We start from the raw sequence: 13,696 nt of genomic DNA, 5'->3' as shown, positions 1-13,696 counted from the left end.
GCCCTACCGCCCGCGATCGGCGCGGCGGATGCGCACATAGAGCGCGCCTTCGCCGCCATGATGGCGCGCGGCTTCGCCAAATCCCACGACGACGTCGCGCAAATTGGGCGCTTCGAGCCACATCGGCACGACGCGCCGCAGCACGCCGCCTTCGTCCCGCGTCAGCCCCTTGCCCGTCACGATGATCGCGATTCGCGCGCCATTCGCCTGACATCGGCGCAGGAAGGCCGTTAGCGAGCGCTGCGCCTCCGCCTGCCGTAGCCCGTGAAGGTCGAGCTTGGCGTCGACGTCAATCCGTCCGCGCTTGATCTTCACGAAGGTGCGGGGGTCGATGTCGATCGGCCGCGGCGGAGGCTTCGGCGCCGCTGGGCGGTCGCCGACCACCGAAGGTCCCGAAGGCCCCGAAGGCGCGGGGCCTTCGGCCGCCGGCGTCGGCGACACGTGCTTTCTTGGACGCGCCCGCGCAGGTCGAACGTCAGCCGTCGCTATTGTCCAGAGCTCGGCCTCGGCCTGCGACAGCCGGCGCGCATATCGGCGGGAATTCTCCTCGCTCACGGATCGTCCCCCACGTCCTTCGGCAGCAGCACGATCATTTCGGCGGCGTGCCGGATGTCCCCGGCGCGCCGACCCGCGGCTTCGCCCGCGCCGAAAAAAAGATCGGCGCGCGCAGGACCAATTATGGCAGATCCAGTGTCCTGCGCGATCATCAGTCGACGAAATGGCGTATCCGACTCTCCTTGCCATGGAATTCGCGCGGCGATCCAGAAGGGCAGGCCGTAGCACCAGATCGAGCGGTCGACGGCGATCGACCGGAACGGCGTCAGCGGCGCGCCCTGCCCGCCGATCGGTCCGATCCTGCGCCGCTCAGACGCATCGATCTCGAAGAACACATAGGAACGGTTCTCCTGCATCAGCCGGCGACCCGCTTCGCCGGGATTGGCGCCGAGCCGCCGCAACTTCTCCTTCATCAGATCGAGCGACATCTCGGCTTTCGTGACCAGCCCGCGCTCAATCATCAGCCGGCCAACGGACGTATAGGGCCAGCCGTTGCGCCCCGCATAGGTCAGCGTCATGACGGCGCCGCCGGGCAGTCGCAGCCGCGCAGAACCCTGCACCTGGATGAGGAACAATTCGACGGCGTCGCGGACATAGGCGAGAGGATGCGCGCTCGGCGCCGCGCCCTCCTCTTCAACCGCGCGCCGATCGGGATAGGGCACGAGCGCGCCATCGGCCTGCCGGCGCGCGCTGGTCAGCGTCTCGCCGGTGGGCAGCGAGAGCGGCGAGTCGTTCAGCGTGACGAGATCGCGCGGACGCGACAGGACCGGAGTCGTGAAGCCCGGCTCGGGCGCCAATCTGGCGTCGACCTCCACCTCATAATAGGCGGTGACGAAGCCCGGCGCCTTTATCGCGTGCGGGCGAAACCAGTCCTGAAAGAAGCGGCCAGGATGTTCGATGGCGACGAGCGCCGCGCGGGCGGCGGCGGCGAGCGAAGGGGGAGGCGCGACGGCGCCGCGTTGCTCTTGCGCCTTGGCGTCGATGATCTCGGCGGAGCGTCGGAAGGCGGCGAAGGCGGCGGTGAGATCGTCGGCAGCAAAGCCGTCGATCTCTTCGAATTTTATGTCTTGCAGGAGATCGGAAGCGGAAAACTGCGGCGCCTTCCGCGACATGCTCAGTCTTCGGTTTGCGTCGCGACGAGTTTCCAGTTGGGATCGCTCGCCTTGGCGTCGCGCGCAAAGGTCCAGCGCTCGACGACCTTGCGCGTCTGCCCGCCGTCGATCGTTTCGCCGGCCTGGTCACGTCGCACGCTCATCAGTCGAACGACGAAACGGACGGTCACCTCATTGCGACCGCCAACGGCGCGGGCGGCGTCGACCGTCGCCGAGTCGATCGCGACCACGGCGGTCTCCATGCTTTCGCCCTGCTGCTCACGCCGGGCGATCTCCGCCGAAAACCCGTCGAAAACGTCCTGCGCCAGAAGCGGCTTCAACGTCTCGCTATCCCCCTTGGCGAAGGCCGTGACGATAAGTTCATAGGCGCGGCGCGCGCCGCCGACGAAAGATTTGCCGTCAAAATTCGGGTCCGACGCCGCCACCGCGTCGAGGCCGCTCCAGGCGGAAGCGACGCCTTTCTCAGCCACGCCCTCCCAGCGCTCGGCGCCAGTCGGGCGCGACGGCGCCTCGGCGATCGGCGCGACGCCGGGCGCCGCGGCGACCGCCGCAGGGGCCGGACCGCGCGCCGCGAAGCGCGCCGGGGGCGGCGTTTCGCGATCCACCCGCATGCCGAGCACCGAGCGCAGCTTCCAGATGACGAAAACCGCGAGCGCCGCGAAAACGATAAGGCTGGGATCGAAGAGATCGCCGGAGGCCGGCATTGGCAACTCCCGAATAAATTTGTCGTCGGCTATCATGTCGCTTCGTACATGTCACGAATCAAGGGGCGGACGTATCGCCGCGGGCGGGTGCGGCCGCAAAGATCGGATGATTCGGTGAAATCTAAGCTTGTCGGCGCCGTCCTCGCAACATGGATCGTGCTGGAGATACTGTGTTTCGCGCTTGTCGTCCGCGCCGTCGGGCTTCTCGCGGCGATCGCGCTCGCCGTCGGCGCTTCGCTGCTCGGCCTCTCCGACGTGCGGCGCCTCCTCGATTTTGTCCGCGCCGGATTGGCCGCCAAGGCGAAAGGCGAAAGCTCCGCCCTGCACGACGGGGCCTTTCTTGACGCAGCGATGCAGGCGCTCGCCTCGATCCTGCTCATTCTTCCAGGCTTCGCCTCGGATTTCGTCGGACTGGCGCTGAAATCCCCGTCGGTGCGGCAGAGCCTGGCGCGGCGGCTGCGGGCGCGGTCCGGGAACGCAGACCCGCGGCTCATCGACCTCGACCCGCGCGAATGGCGGCGCGACGCGCGTCGCCCACGGCGAACCGCTCCGAAGCAGTGACGGGCGCTGCGCCTTGTTCGCTTCTGACAGACGTGTTAGGCGGGCGCGAATTCTCATGACAACGGCTTTGCTGGAGATCCTACATGACCGACACCAATGGCAACGGCGCGCAAGGAGCGCCGGGCGGCGCTCCGGCCCTCAATTCGCTTGCTCAATATCTGAAGGATTTCTCCTTCGAGAATCCCAATGCGCCGCGTTCGCTCGGCGCGCAGGAGAAGGCGCCGAACATCTCGATTCAGGTCAACGTCAACGCCAAACAGCTGGCGCCGACCGACTTCGAAGTCAGTCTGATGCTGGACTGCAAGGCTGGCGAGGGAGACGGACTCCTCTTCAAGCTCGACCTTGAATATGGCGGCGTGTTCCGACTGTTGAACATTCCCGAAGAGCAGGTGCATCCGATCGTGATGATCGAATGCCCGCGCATGCTGTTTCCCTTCGTGCGCCAGCTTGTGGCCGACGCGACGAGCAAGGGAGGTTATCCGCCGCTCTATATCGATCCGATCGACTTCGTCGCGCTCTATCAGCAAAAGGCCGCCGAAGCGGGCGTCCAGAGCGCGACCCAGGGCAATTAACCAGCGACGCTCGGCGCCGCGTCTTCGTCGCTTGCGAGATAACGGTCCCAGATCGGGGATTTGATCGTCGCGACAAAGACAGAGTGAGCCGTCACTTCGGCCGCGCTTAACCGCGGCGCGAGCGGCTCGGGGCGACGGCGCAGCAGATCGTTCAAGGCGGCGATGCGCACCGCCTGAACGGTCTGAAGCGACAGCGCCGACTGCCGTCCCCCGCAAAGCTCGGCGTAGACCTCGGCGAGGAGATTGGCGTCGAGCAGGGCGCCATGCTTCTCGCGCCGCGAGAGATCGATGGCGTAGCGCTGACACAAGGCGTCGAGAGAATTTGGGCCGCCAGGGTGGCGGCGGCGCGCCATGGCGAGCGTGTCGATGATGCGCGCGCCGCCGAGCGGCGGCAAATTCATGAAGGCGAATTCGGCGTTGAGAAAACGCGTATCGAATTCAGCGTTGTGAATGACCAGCGGCGCATCCTCGATAAAGTCGAGAAATTCGGCGGCGATTTCCTTGAAGATCTTGTGCTGCGCTAGAAACTCACGCGAGAGGCCATGCACCCGGAACGCCTCGTCCGGCATGTCGCGCTGTGGATCGACATAGCAATGAAAATAGCGGCCGGTGGGGATGAGATTGGAGATCTCGACCGCGCCGATTTCAACCACGCGATGGCCGCTCGACGGATCGAGCCCCGTCGTTTCAGTGTCGAGAACGATCTCCCGCATTTTTCACCCGAGCCGCGCTTCAAGCGCTTTCACAATGTTTCGCACCTCTTCGCGCGCTGCGTCCAGACCCTGGTCGGTATGGACCACGAAATCGGCGCGGGCGAGCTTTTCTGAATCAGGCGTCTGCTTCGACAGAATGGACGCGAATTTCTCCGCCGTCATGCCGTCCCGGGCAAGAACGCGCGCCTTTTGCACATCTTCCGGCGCGGTGACAACGACGATGACCTCGAACTCCTTTTCGGCGCCGGTTTCGAAGAGCAGCGGGATGTCGAAGACGACGATGCGGTCGCCCGCGCTACGGCGTTCTTCGATCAGAGCGTCGCGCGCCGCCCACACCATCGGATGCACGATCGCTTCCAGACGCTTGAGCGCCGCGGGATCGTCAAGAACGCGGGCGGCGAGCCGCGGACGATCGACGACGCCATTCACGACGACGCCGGGAAACGCGCGCTCGATCTCGGCGACCGCCGGACCCTTATAGAGGTCATGTACAAGCCGATCGGAATCGAGAACCGCGACGCCTTCGGCGCGAAACATGTCGGCCGTCGTCGACTTGCCCATGCCGATCGACCCGGTCAGCCCCACACGCAGCATCTTTGGCTGTGTCACGACAGGAGCGCCCCCTCGCGCCGAAGCGCCTCGAGAAGCGCCAGCAGCGGAAGGCCCATGATGGTCCAGTAATCGCCTTCCACCTTCGAGAAGAGTTGCGCGCCCAGGCCTTCGATCTGATAGGCGCCGGCCGACGTCAGCGCATTCTCTCCGACCGCCGACAGATAAGCGGCGATGAAATCTTCGCTCAGCGCGCGCATGGTGAGGTCGGCGACGCCGACCGTCGCAAAGACCACGGCGCCGTCGCGCGCCAAAGCGATCGCCGAATGCAGGCGGTGCCGGCGGCCGGAGAGGAACCGCAGCAGCGCTTCGGCGTCACGCATATCCGCCGGCTTGCCGAAAATCCTGCCTTCACAGCTTGCGACCTGATCCGCGCCGAGCACGAGCCGGCCGTCAGCGGAAACGGCGAGCGCCTTGGCGCGCGCCAACGCTGAGGCGATCGCGTCGGCGTCGGCGCCGTCGAGCCGCGATTCGATCGCCCGTTCGTCGACATCCGCCGGAATCGACTCGAAAGGAACGCCCGAATGCAGCAGCGCCTGCCGCCGGCCGGCGCTCTTGGAGGCGAGAATCAGCGGCGCCGATTCGCGCCAGAAGGTCGATGTTGCCTTACCGGTCACGTCCACAGCCCTCCCGCGAAAGCCGAAGAGCGGGGATAAAACGCGGTCAAAAAATGCTCCGCTTCGGTTAGCGGGCACAGAGTCCCCAAACGCTCAACAGGAGAAGCCCTGTCGAACGGATTCCCGCCGGCGCCGGTACAGGAGGGATTCACAGGCCATCCACAATCTCTTGCGCCGAGAACGACCGATACGTCCATGATTCCATTCGCTGTCTGAATTTTTCCCGCTACGGCCTCAGCGACCGGGTCTTCGCGGGTCGCCTGTGGGCGACTGGTTAATGAAAATTAACTTTTGTCCGCTACGCGATACAACTGAAGAATCAATTCTTATTAAAATGAATTTTGTTTTAATGGCGTTTCGCGCTACCCCGCTTGTCGAGGACGACAGACGGAGCGAACGCGATGGCGGAAGAGAAGGCGCTTCTTTCGGTTCTGCGCAGACAGGTGCGAAGCGTTCCGCCGCTCTGGCTGATGCGTCAGGCGGGCCGTTACCTTCCCGAATATCGGGAGGTTCGCGCGACGACGAAGAGCTTCCTCGATTTTTGCTATTCGCCGCAGAAGGCGGCCGACGTGACCCTGCAGCCGATCCGGCGCTTTCACTTCGACGCGGCGATTTTGTTCTCCGACATTCTTGTGGTGCCCGACGCCATGGGCCAACGGGTTTCCTTCGAGAGCGGCTCGGGTCCGCGGCTGGAGCCGATTGAAACCCCGGAGCAGGCGCAGCGGCTCGGTCAGTTTAAGATCGAGCATCTTTCGCCGGTGTTCGAGACGATCGATCTTGTCAAAACGGCGTTGCCTTCGGACGTGGCGTTCATCGGCTTTTGCGGCGCGCCGTTCACGGTGGTGAGCTATATGATCGCCGGGCAGGGCACGCCCGATCAGGCGCCGGCGAGACTGTTCGCCTATCGTTATCCCGACGCTTTCGCGCAGCTGATCGATCGCGTCGTTGAGGCGTCGATCGACTATCTCGCGCGCCAGATCGAGGCCGGCGTCGAGGTCGTGCAGATCTTCGACAGCTGGGCCGGCGTCTTGCCGGCAAATGAATTTCAGCGCTGGTCGGCGGAACCGGTCCGGCGGATCGTGGAAGGCGTCAAAGCGCGCCATCCGCAAACGCCGGTGATCGCCTTCATACGCGGCGCCGACGCGTATCTGCCCAGGCTCACGCAGACGATCGGCGCGGATGCTTACGGCATCGATACGGCGCTCGATCCCGCATGGGCCGTTGCGCACACCGAGTCGAATGTGCCGCTGCAAGGCAATCTTGACCCGCTCGTGCTTGTCGCGGGCGGAGAAGGGCTCGACCGCGAAGTCGATTCGATTCTCGCCGCCTTCGAAGGCCGTCCGCATATTTTCAATCTTGGTCACGGCATCTTGCAGCAGACGCCGATCGAAAACGTCGAGCGGCTTGTCGCGCGCGTTCGACGGGGAGCCTGACGATGTACGTCTGGATCAAGGCGCTGCATGTGATCGCCATCATCTCGTGGATGGCGGGGCTGCTCTATCTGCCGCGTCTCTTCGTCTACCATGCCAGCGCGGGCGAGGGGACGCTCTCTGAGACGTTCAAGATCATGGAGCGGCGGCTCTATCGCTACATCATGACGCCGGCGATGCTCGTCGCCTGGATAAGCGGCATCTATCTGGCGATCGAGGGCGGGGCGCTGTCGTCAGGATGGTTTCATGCGAAAGCGACGCTCGTCGTGCTGCTGACCGCCGCGCATCTTCATGACGGAGCGCTGATGCGCCGTTTCGCGGCGGACGCCAATGTTCATTCGCCGCGCTACTATCGCATCTTCAATGAAGTGCCGACCTTGCTGATGATCGGCGTCGTTATTCTGGTGATCGTCAAGCCGTTCTGACTCTCAAGCAGGTTCCGAAAAAGTTGACAGACGTTTTCGATGAGAACCTGCTCCAATATTTCGATGTTGAGCGATTCCTATCGATCACATGAGTCCATGTGATCGGGAAGCGCTCTAGGCGATGATCTTCTCCCAGTCGGGCGCGATCGGCCGCGCGACGCCATTCACCTTGCCCTTGTTGGCGCCATAGATGCGCTCCGCGGTCCGCCAGCAGAGATCCGCGCAGGCCTTGTCGCTCAGCTCGTCGAGAAAAACGTCGTAGCGTTGGAGTTCTGGTCCCAAGCGTTCGAATTTGGCGACGAGGTCGGAGCCCAAACAAATGCGCTCGCTATGACGTTCGGTGAGCGCCAGCCAATTTTCGTCAGGCGCGGAATCGGGGCAGATGGCGACGTCGTAGATCACCCATGAATAATCGACGCAGACGTTAGGATATTGGTCGAGCAGCCGTTCGACCATCTGATAATAGAAGGGCGCACTCACGCGCCGCGACATGCCGCAATGCGCAAAGATGAAGCGCGTGCGCGGAAATTCGCGCAGCGCCGCTTCAAGTTCGAAGAGATAGACGGGATGATCGCCCTTCGAAACGGCCGTGACGTTTTGATGCAACAGCACCGGAAGGTCGTAGTGGCCGGCAAATTCGTAGATCGGGTAGAGCGCGCGATGATTGGCGCGCGCATTTTCGCCGAAGGAGAAGGCGGTGAGATCATCGTGGCGCAACAGCATTTCGCCAATGCCGCTCCACACGTCGGGATATTGCTCATATAGCCGCTGGACATGACGAATGGCGTAGCGATCGACTGGATTGAAGCCGCAGATCAACGGATAGAGTCGGCTCTGATGCTCTGCGGGGAGAGCGCGCACCATTTCGGCGACGATGACGTCCGTATAGGCGTAATAATAGCAGTGCGCGTCATTGGCGAGATAATAGTCTGGCGGCTCGCGGTCGTATTCGTTCCATAGCTTGCGTACGGGCAGTCCGAAGATCACCGCCTTATCGACGTTGGCGCGATCCATGTGGTCGATGAGCGCCGGTCCGCCTGGCGTCTCCTGGACGAAATCGACGACGTGAAGATGCGCGTCGATCATCCGGCGGCTGCTGCCGCGAAGCCGCGCAAGCGAACCGACGTTTTGCGAATTGCGGCGCGAAATACGCGATGGTTCATAGGGCATTGTCCGCTCCGAGCTTGGCGAGCAACTGGACGGCCTCGTCCGGCCTGATTCGATTGTAGAGGTAAAGCCAGGCCCGGCGATCGCCGATGATCTCGACGAGCTGTCGGCGATCGAATTGATCAAGCAGAGTCGCGCTGATGGCGGGCGGGAGCGCCCGCAGCAGCAGCGCCAGATCGCGCGCGTTGCGCGTCAACTCCGGGACGCGCGCGAATCCGATGCTGTCGAACAGCGCGCGTTGAGCGTCTTCGGCAAGAGCGTTTAACGCGAGCGCCAGATCGTCGCCATGGCGGATGAGGCGGCGCAGATAATCGGCGCCGAGAAGTTCGAGAAGCCGACGGCTGCGGTGCGCATAGGTCCATTCCAAAGCGCCTGAAAGGTCCCGCGCTGTGACGATAAGTTTGCGCAATCCTGGTCCGCCAAGAGTCTCGATGACGCTCAATCTGACTTGCGGCTCTACGATCGTCGCCAGCAGCTCGCGCAGGTGACGCGCGGTCTGCAGAGCGTCGGCCAGGGAATCGCCCATCGCCTCGACGAGGAAGATCTGGTCGTCGCGACCGAGCCCGCGCATCAGCAGCGGCAGGTCCGAAGGCTTGCGAATGATTTGCGGCAAATGCGGATGCAGCTGCGTGAGAACCTCCCGGTCGCGGCGGCCGTTGAGAACGTCGAGAAGGATGACAAGCTCCTCGGCGTCGCCGACGTCGGCGGTTTCGCCGTCCATTCGAACCGGATAGCGAGCGAGAGTGATGGCGGACATCTGAAGTCCCATGAGCAAAAGAGGGGTGAGATGAGCAAAGGGGAAAAGATTATGCGGCGCCCAAGTTCGGCTGCGCCAGTCCTGCTTCGCCAGCGGCGCCGGCCCGTTTGGCGCGATAGGGCCGCTTTAACGGAACTCTTGATTCATGTCTGGAAATTGTCTAAGTGAACCCTATCCCTCTGAGGCCCGTGTCTGCTTGTAGCGGCATCGCCGGATTTTCGCCGGCGCTCCCCGAAGGCCGTCTCCCCCGCCACACCTCTTCTCTCCGGCTCGTTTCCATCTGCGCGCCAGTAATACCCAAGGTTCCTCCTGAATGCGGGAAATTAAACTTTCGGACTTGAAGGCCAAGTCCGCTGCCGAGCTCCTCGCTTTTGCCGAAGAGCATGAAGTCGAGAACGCCTCTCTCCTGCGCAAGCAGGAGCTCCTCTTCGCAATTTTGAAACAATTCGCGAGTCGCGACGTCGAAATCGTCGGCGTCGGCGTCGTCGAAGTGCTGCAGGACGGCTTCGGCTTCCTGCGGTCGCCGGACGCGAATTATCTCGCCGGTCCCGACGACATTTACGTCTCGCCCTCGCAGATCCGAAAGTTCGGGCTGCGCACCGGCGACACGGTCGAGGGCATGATCCGGAGCCCGAAAGAGGGCGAACGCTATTTCGCGCTCTTAAAGGTCAACAGCATCAATTTCGAAGATCCCGAGAAGGTGCGCCACAAGGTGCCCTTCGACAATCTGACGCCGCTCTATCCGGACGAGCGCCTCAAGCTCGAGATCGAAGACCCGACCCGCAAGGATCTCTCGTCGCGCATCATCGATCTCGTCGCGCCGATCGGCAAAGGGCAGCGCGCGCTGGTCGTGGCGCCGCCGCGCACCGGCAAGACCGTGCTCCTGCAGAATATCGCGCAGTCGATCACGACCAATCATCCCGAGTGCTATCTCATCGTGCTGCTCATCGACGAGCGGCCCGAGGAAGTCACGGACATGCAGCGTTCGGTGAAGGGCGAGGTCGTCTCCTCGACCTTCGACGAGCCGGCGGTGCGCCACGTGCAGGTCGCCGAAATGGTGATCGAGAAGGCGAAGCGTCTCGTCGAACACGGCCGCGACGTGGTGATCCTGCTCGATTCGATCACGCGGCTCGGGCGCGCCTACAACACCGTGGTGCCGTCATCCGGCAAGGTGCTGACCGGCGGCGTCGACGCCAACGCGCTGCAGCGGCCCAAGCGCTTCTTCGGCGCGGCGCGCAATATCGAGGAAGGCGGCTCGCTGACGATCATCGCGACGGCCTTGATCGACACGGGCTCGCGCATGGACGAAGTCATCTTCGAAGAGTTCAAGGGCACCGGCAACAGCGAGATCATTCTCGACCGCAAGGTTTCCGACAAGCGGATTTTCCCGGCGCTGGACATCACCCGCTCCGGCACCCGCAAGGAAGAGCTGCTCGTCGCGCCCGACATCCTCAAGAAGATGTATGTGCTGCGCCGTATCCTCAATCCGATGGGGACGGTCGACGCGATCGAATTCCTGCTCGGAAAGCTGCGCGAGACGAAGAACAATCTGGGCTTCTTCGATTCGATGAATACGTGACGGCGATAGGCGATGAGCCGACTCATCGGCTCTCGTCTTGTCGCCTGTTTTACGCGTTGAAACGCAGCGCCATCAGCGTTTCATCGAGATAATCGCCGTCGCCGTTTTTCGCTGAGCGCTCTTCGACGCCATAGGCGCGAAACCCCCATCGTTCGTAGAAGCGCAGCGCGCGAAAATTCGTCGAGACGACGGTAAGCGTGACGATCTCGACGCTGCCGCGCGCCTCGTCGATCATTCCTTTCATGATCGCGTCGGCGGCGCCCGATCCGCGCTCAGCGGACTTCACATACATGCCGTAGAGCAGCGCCTTATGGCGCGTCTTCACGCCGTCGCTCCACGCCAATCCGCCAACGCCAATCATTCGCGAATCTTCTGCGCTGAACGCGCCGATGACAAAGTCGCGCTGAAGGCGTGCGGCGACCGCGTCTAGCGAGATATGCGCCTCATCTTCCGGCGCGAAGCGAAAGGCGCGGGGCTCCAATGTAAAGCTCTCAAGTCGCAAGGCTTGAAAGAGCTCCGCATCGGAGCCGGTGAGCCGGCGACATATTGCTTGCGTTCGCATATGTCTTTGTGCCGGACAGGCCTTGCGAATTCCAGCGGCGAAGGAAATAAGCGGCGCGTATGTTCAAGGATTTCGCCAATGTGTGGACGATGGTCGGCCTGGCGCGCGACTTGAAGCGCGACGCGCCGCTGGCGATGCGCGTCGCCGGCGAGCGTGTGGTCTTCTTCCGGGACGCTGGCGGCAAGGCCTGCGCGCTCATCGATCGCTGTCCGCATCGCGGCGTGGCTTTGTCGCTCGGCCGCGTCGAGAAGGGCGTCATCGAATGTCCCTTCCATGGCTGGCGCTTCGACGGCGCGGGCCGCAACTGCCACGTTCCGTGGAACCCCGACGCCAAACGCGAAAACTTGAGCGCCGTCGGCTTGCCGTGCCGCGAGTCCGGCGGTCTGCTGTGGCTCTACACGGGCGTCGATCCCGTCGAAGAACCTTTGACATCTCAAACGCTTATGGCGTCGCAGGGCGTCACGCTGTGTGATCAATCGGTAGTCTGGAAGGCGCATTGGACGCGGGTCATGGAAAACATGCTCGACAGTCCGCATCTGCCTTTTGTGCACCGCAGCACAATCGGGCGCGATCTTTCTAAGCACGTCGGCGCGGGCAGGCTGGAGATGACCTTCGAGGCGACGCCCTATGGCGGACGCATTTGCGCGAGCGTCGACGGCGCGCCCCGCGCTGGCAATATGGATTATCGTTTCCCCAATGTGATGGAGCTCTTCATCGACCCGCCGGGGAAAACCTTTCGGCTCATGGTCGCCTGCATTCCCGAAGACGAGCAGACGACCCGCCTTTGGCTGCTGACCGTGCGCAGTTTCGCGCGCGCGTCGCTCTTCGATTTCGCCTTCCGCTGGATGAACCGGCGGATCGCCCGCGAGGATCAGGCGATCGTTGAATCCTCTTTGCCGCCCATGGTTCCGCCGGCGGCCGAGGAGGCGTCCGTGCGCACCGATGCGCCGACCCTGGCGTTTCGCAAAATCTATCGCGACCGGCTGCTGGGAACGTGTGTTTCCCCGCCGCGCCGCGGCGAGTCCGTCGCCCCGTGACGGCGCCCGACACGATCTTCGCGCTCGGCACCGGGCCTGGGCGCGCCGCGATCGCCGTGATCCGGATCTCGGGGCCGGGGGCAGGGAACGCGCTCAAGGCGCTCGCCGGCAAGCTGCCGGCGCCGCGGCAGGCGAGCTTTGCGATTTTGCGCGATCCCGAGACCGGGGAAATGCTGGATCGGGGGATCGCGCTGTTCTATCCCGGTCCCGCGTCGTCAACGGGAGAAGATTACGCCGAGCTGCAGCTGCATGGCGGCCGCGCCGTCGTCGAGGGCGCACTTGCCGCTTTGCATCGGCTCCCGGGCCTGCGGCCGGCCGAACCCGGCGAATTCGCGCGCCGCAGCTTCGCCAATGGCAAGCTCGATCTGTCGCAGGCGGAAGCGCTGGCGGATCTGGTCGATGCGCAAACCGAGGCGCAGCGGCGACAGGCGCTGCGGGTGGCGGGCGGCGCGTTGCGCCGGAAGGTCGAGGGCTGGCGGGCGGCGCTGGTGGAGTCGCTGGCGTTTGTTGAGGCAGAGCTCGACTTCAGCGACGAGGCGGATGTCGGGGTGTTTTCGCCGGCTCGGCTCGGCGCGCTGCTTTCGCCGCTTGCCGTGGACTTGCGCGCGGCGCTGCAGCTCGCGCCAGCCTCGGAGCGCATGCGCGAAGGCTTTCTCGTCATGATTCTGGGGCGGCCAAACGTCGGCAAGTCGACGCTGATCAACGCCCTGACGCGGCGCGACCTCGCGATCGTCTCGCCGATCCCCGGCACGACGCGGGATATGATCGAGGCGCATCTCGATATCGGCGGATTGCCGGTGACATTGATCGACACCGCAGGTCTGCGCGAGGCGGCCGACGCGATTGAGCGGATCGGCGTCGATCGGACGCTCGCGCGGGTCGAAACCGCCGACCTGGCGCTGTGGCTGTCGGATTCAGCGGAGGCGCCGCCGCACGACGAAATTGAAATGATCCGCGTCGCGACCAAAACCGATCTGACGCCAGCGCCTCAAGGCGCGATCGGCGTCTGCGCCTTAAGCGGCGAGGGGCTTGAGGCGTTGGCTGTAGCAATTGAAGCACGCGCGCGGGCGCGAATGGGCGACGGGGCGGCGTCGCTGATCGTGCGAGAACGGCATCGCCATGCGTTGGAGCAAGCCGTTGAAAGTATTGACTCTATACTGGCTGGCGGCGGGGCGCTCGAGCTTCAGGCCGAGGAACTGCGCCGCGCCAGCCAGGCGCTGGGGCGGATCGTCGGCGCCGTCGATGTCGAGGAAATTCTTGACGCGGTTTTCTCGCGTTTTTGTATTGGCAAATGAT

The 13,696-nt window shown here is 63.7% G+C and carries 16 protein-coding genes; 7 read left to right on the top strand and 9 right to left on the bottom strand.

Going from position 1 to position 13,696, the window contains the following annotated elements; translation table 11 throughout:
• Nucleotides 1-3 precede the first annotated feature (3 nt).
• From IYY11_RS16495 to IYY11_RS16485, 3 genes are read right to left on the bottom strand one after another with little or no spacing between them, the layout of a single operon-like run.
• On the bottom strand, nt 4-555 hold the full coding sequence (locus tag IYY11_RS16495) for a Smr/MutS family protein (protein WP_196404846.1): 552 nt from the start codon (nt 553-555) through the stop codon (nt 4-6).
• Nucleotides 552-1,667 (bottom strand): murein transglycosylase A, encoded by a 1,116-nt coding sequence (locus IYY11_RS16490; protein WP_196404845.1) that lies wholly within the window; start codon nt 1,665-1,667, stop codon nt 552-554. The genes IYY11_RS16495 and IYY11_RS16490 overlap by 4 nt, the downstream gene beginning before the upstream one ends.
• 2 nt (nt 1,668-1,669) lie before the next feature.
• Nucleotides 1,670-2,371, bottom strand: a complete 702-nt coding sequence (locus IYY11_RS16485) for a Tim44/TimA family putative adaptor protein (protein ID WP_196404844.1) — start codon at nt 2,369-2,371, stop codon at nt 1,670-1,672.
• 114 nt (nt 2,372-2,485) lie between these two features.
• Here IYY11_RS16485 and IYY11_RS16480 point away from each other — a divergent pair, with 114 nt between their 5' ends.
• Both IYY11_RS16480 and secB read left to right on the top strand, forming a co-directional pair.
• Nucleotides 2,486-2,932 carry an FxsA family protein gene (locus IYY11_RS16480; RefSeq protein ID WP_196404843.1) on the top strand — a complete coding sequence of 149 codons (447 nt, stop codon included), beginning with the start codon at nt 2,486-2,488 and terminating at the stop codon, nt 2,930-2,932.
• Nucleotides 2,933-3,015: 83 nt separating this feature from the next.
• Nucleotides 3,016-3,504 carry a protein-export chaperone SecB gene (secB, locus tag IYY11_RS16475; protein WP_029648619.1) on the top strand — a complete coding sequence of 163 codons (489 nt, stop codon included), beginning with the start codon at nt 3,016-3,018 and terminating at the stop codon, nt 3,502-3,504.
• Here secB and dnaQ read toward each other — a convergent pair.
• From dnaQ to IYY11_RS16460, 3 genes are read right to left on the bottom strand one after another with little or no spacing between them, the layout of a single operon-like run.
• Entirely contained in the window at nt 3,501-4,217 is a 717-nt protein-coding gene (dnaQ, locus tag IYY11_RS16470) for a DNA polymerase III subunit epsilon (RefSeq protein ID WP_196404842.1), read from the bottom strand. The genes secB and dnaQ overlap by 4 nt on opposite strands.
• Nucleotides 4,218-4,220: 3 nt before the next feature.
• Nucleotides 4,221-4,811, bottom strand: coding sequence for a dephospho-CoA kinase (gene coaE, locus IYY11_RS16465; RefSeq protein ID WP_196404898.1), 591 nt, complete (start codon nt 4,809-4,811; stop codon nt 4,221-4,223).
• Nucleotides 4,812-4,822: 11 nt separating this feature from the next.
• Nucleotides 4,823-5,443, bottom strand: a complete 621-nt coding sequence (locus tag IYY11_RS16460; protein WP_409455263.1) for a Maf family protein — start codon at nt 5,441-5,443, stop codon at nt 4,823-4,825.
• A 401-nt stretch (nt 5,444-5,844) separates the two neighbouring features.
• Here IYY11_RS16460 and hemE point away from each other — a divergent pair, with 401 nt between their 5' ends.
• Together hemE and hemJ are read left to right on the top strand one after the other, a co-directional pair.
• Nucleotides 5,845-6,876 (top strand): uroporphyrinogen decarboxylase, encoded by a 1,032-nt coding sequence (gene hemE, locus IYY11_RS16455; protein ID WP_196404840.1) that lies wholly within the window; start codon nt 5,845-5,847, stop codon nt 6,874-6,876.
• 2 nt (nt 6,877-6,878) lie between these two features.
• Nucleotides 6,879-7,298: a protoporphyrinogen oxidase HemJ gene (gene hemJ / locus IYY11_RS16450; protein ID WP_196404839.1), complete on the top strand. Its 420-nt coding sequence runs from the start codon at nt 6,879-6,881 to the stop codon at nt 7,296-7,298.
• A 114-nt stretch (nt 7,299-7,412) separates the two neighbouring features.
• Here hemJ and IYY11_RS16445 read toward each other — a convergent pair whose 3' ends face one another.
• Complete coding sequence (locus tag IYY11_RS16445) at nt 7,413-8,468, bottom strand: amidohydrolase family protein (protein WP_196404838.1); 1,056 nt, start codon at nt 8,466-8,468, stop codon at nt 7,413-7,415.
• Complete coding sequence (locus tag IYY11_RS16440; protein WP_196404837.1) at nt 8,458-9,222, bottom strand: hypothetical protein; 765 nt, start codon at nt 9,220-9,222, stop codon at nt 8,458-8,460. Before IYY11_RS16440 ends, IYY11_RS16445 begins: the two co-directional genes overlap by 11 nt.
• A 313-nt stretch (nt 9,223-9,535) precedes the next feature.
• On the opposite strand from IYY11_RS16440, the gene rho reads away from it, so the two are divergent.
• Complete coding sequence (rho, locus tag IYY11_RS16435) at nt 9,536-10,801, top strand: transcription termination factor Rho (protein WP_018406432.1); 1,266 nt, start codon at nt 9,536-9,538, stop codon at nt 10,799-10,801.
• 49 nt (nt 10,802-10,850) lie between these two features.
• Here the strand turns inward: rho and IYY11_RS16430 are convergent, their stop codons facing one another.
• Nucleotides 10,851-11,363 (bottom strand): GNAT family N-acetyltransferase, encoded by a 513-nt coding sequence (locus IYY11_RS16430; protein WP_196404836.1) that lies wholly within the window; start codon nt 11,361-11,363, stop codon nt 10,851-10,853.
• Nucleotides 11,364-11,422: 59 nt separating this feature from the next.
• Between IYY11_RS16430 and IYY11_RS16425 the strand changes: the two genes are divergently transcribed.
• Together IYY11_RS16425 and mnmE are read left to right on the top strand one after the other, a co-directional pair.
• Nucleotides 11,423-12,400, top strand: coding sequence for an aromatic ring-hydroxylating oxygenase subunit alpha (locus tag IYY11_RS16425; RefSeq protein WP_196404835.1), 978 nt, complete (start codon nt 11,423-11,425; stop codon nt 12,398-12,400).
• Entirely contained in the window at nt 12,397-13,695 is a 1,299-nt protein-coding gene (mnmE, locus tag IYY11_RS16420; RefSeq protein ID WP_196404834.1) for a tRNA uridine-5-carboxymethylaminomethyl(34) synthesis GTPase MnmE, read from the top strand. The genes IYY11_RS16425 and mnmE overlap by 4 nt, the downstream gene beginning before the upstream one ends.
• Nucleotide 13,696: the final 1 nt, after the last annotated feature.

The organism is Methylocystis sp. H62, from assembly GCF_015709515.1.
GTDB lineage: Bacteria > Pseudomonadota > Alphaproteobacteria > Rhizobiales > Beijerinckiaceae > Methylocystis.
This window is presented reverse-complemented; position numbering and strand designations above follow the sequence as displayed.

What these genes read in the sequence shown, in the direction of transcription:
- IYY11_RS16490 (WP_196404845.1), bottom strand. Translation starts at nt 1,667, where the DNA reads ATGTCGCGGAAGGCGCCGCAGTTTTCCGCTTCCGATCTCCTGCAAGAC.
- IYY11_RS16485 (WP_196404844.1), bottom strand. Translation starts at nt 2,371, where the DNA reads ATGCCGGCCTCCGGCGATCTCTTCGATCCCAGCCTTATCGTTTTCGCG.
- secB (WP_029648619.1), top strand. Translation starts at nt 3,016, where the DNA reads ATGACCGACACCAATGGCAACGGCGCGCAAGGAGCGCCGGGCGGCGCT.
- dnaQ (WP_196404842.1), bottom strand. Translation starts at nt 4,217, where the DNA reads ATGCGGGAGATCGTTCTCGACACTGAAACGACGGGGCTCGATCCGTCG.
- coaE (WP_196404898.1), bottom strand. Translation starts at nt 4,811, where the DNA reads ATGCTGCGTGTGGGGCTGACCGGGTCGATCGGCATGGGCAAGTCGACG.
- hemE (WP_196404840.1), top strand. Translation starts at nt 5,845, where the DNA reads ATGGCGGAAGAGAAGGCGCTTCTTTCGGTTCTGCGCAGACAGGTGCGA.
- hemJ (WP_196404839.1), top strand. Translation starts at nt 6,879, where the DNA reads ATGTACGTCTGGATCAAGGCGCTGCATGTGATCGCCATCATCTCGTGG.
- IYY11_RS16445 (WP_196404838.1), bottom strand. Translation starts at nt 8,468, where the DNA reads ATGCCCTATGAACCATCGCGTATTTCGCGCCGCAATTCGCAAAACGTC.
- IYY11_RS16440 (WP_196404837.1), bottom strand. Translation starts at nt 9,222, where the DNA reads ATGTCCGCCATCACTCTCGCTCGCTATCCGGTTCGAATGGACGGCGAA.
- rho (WP_018406432.1), top strand. Translation starts at nt 9,536, where the DNA reads ATGCGGGAAATTAAACTTTCGGACTTGAAGGCCAAGTCCGCTGCCGAG.
- IYY11_RS16430 (WP_196404836.1), bottom strand. Translation starts at nt 11,363, where the DNA reads ATGCGAACGCAAGCAATATGTCGCCGGCTCACCGGCTCCGATGCGGAG.
- IYY11_RS16425 (WP_196404835.1), top strand. Translation starts at nt 11,423, where the DNA reads ATGTTCAAGGATTTCGCCAATGTGTGGACGATGGTCGGCCTGGCGCGC.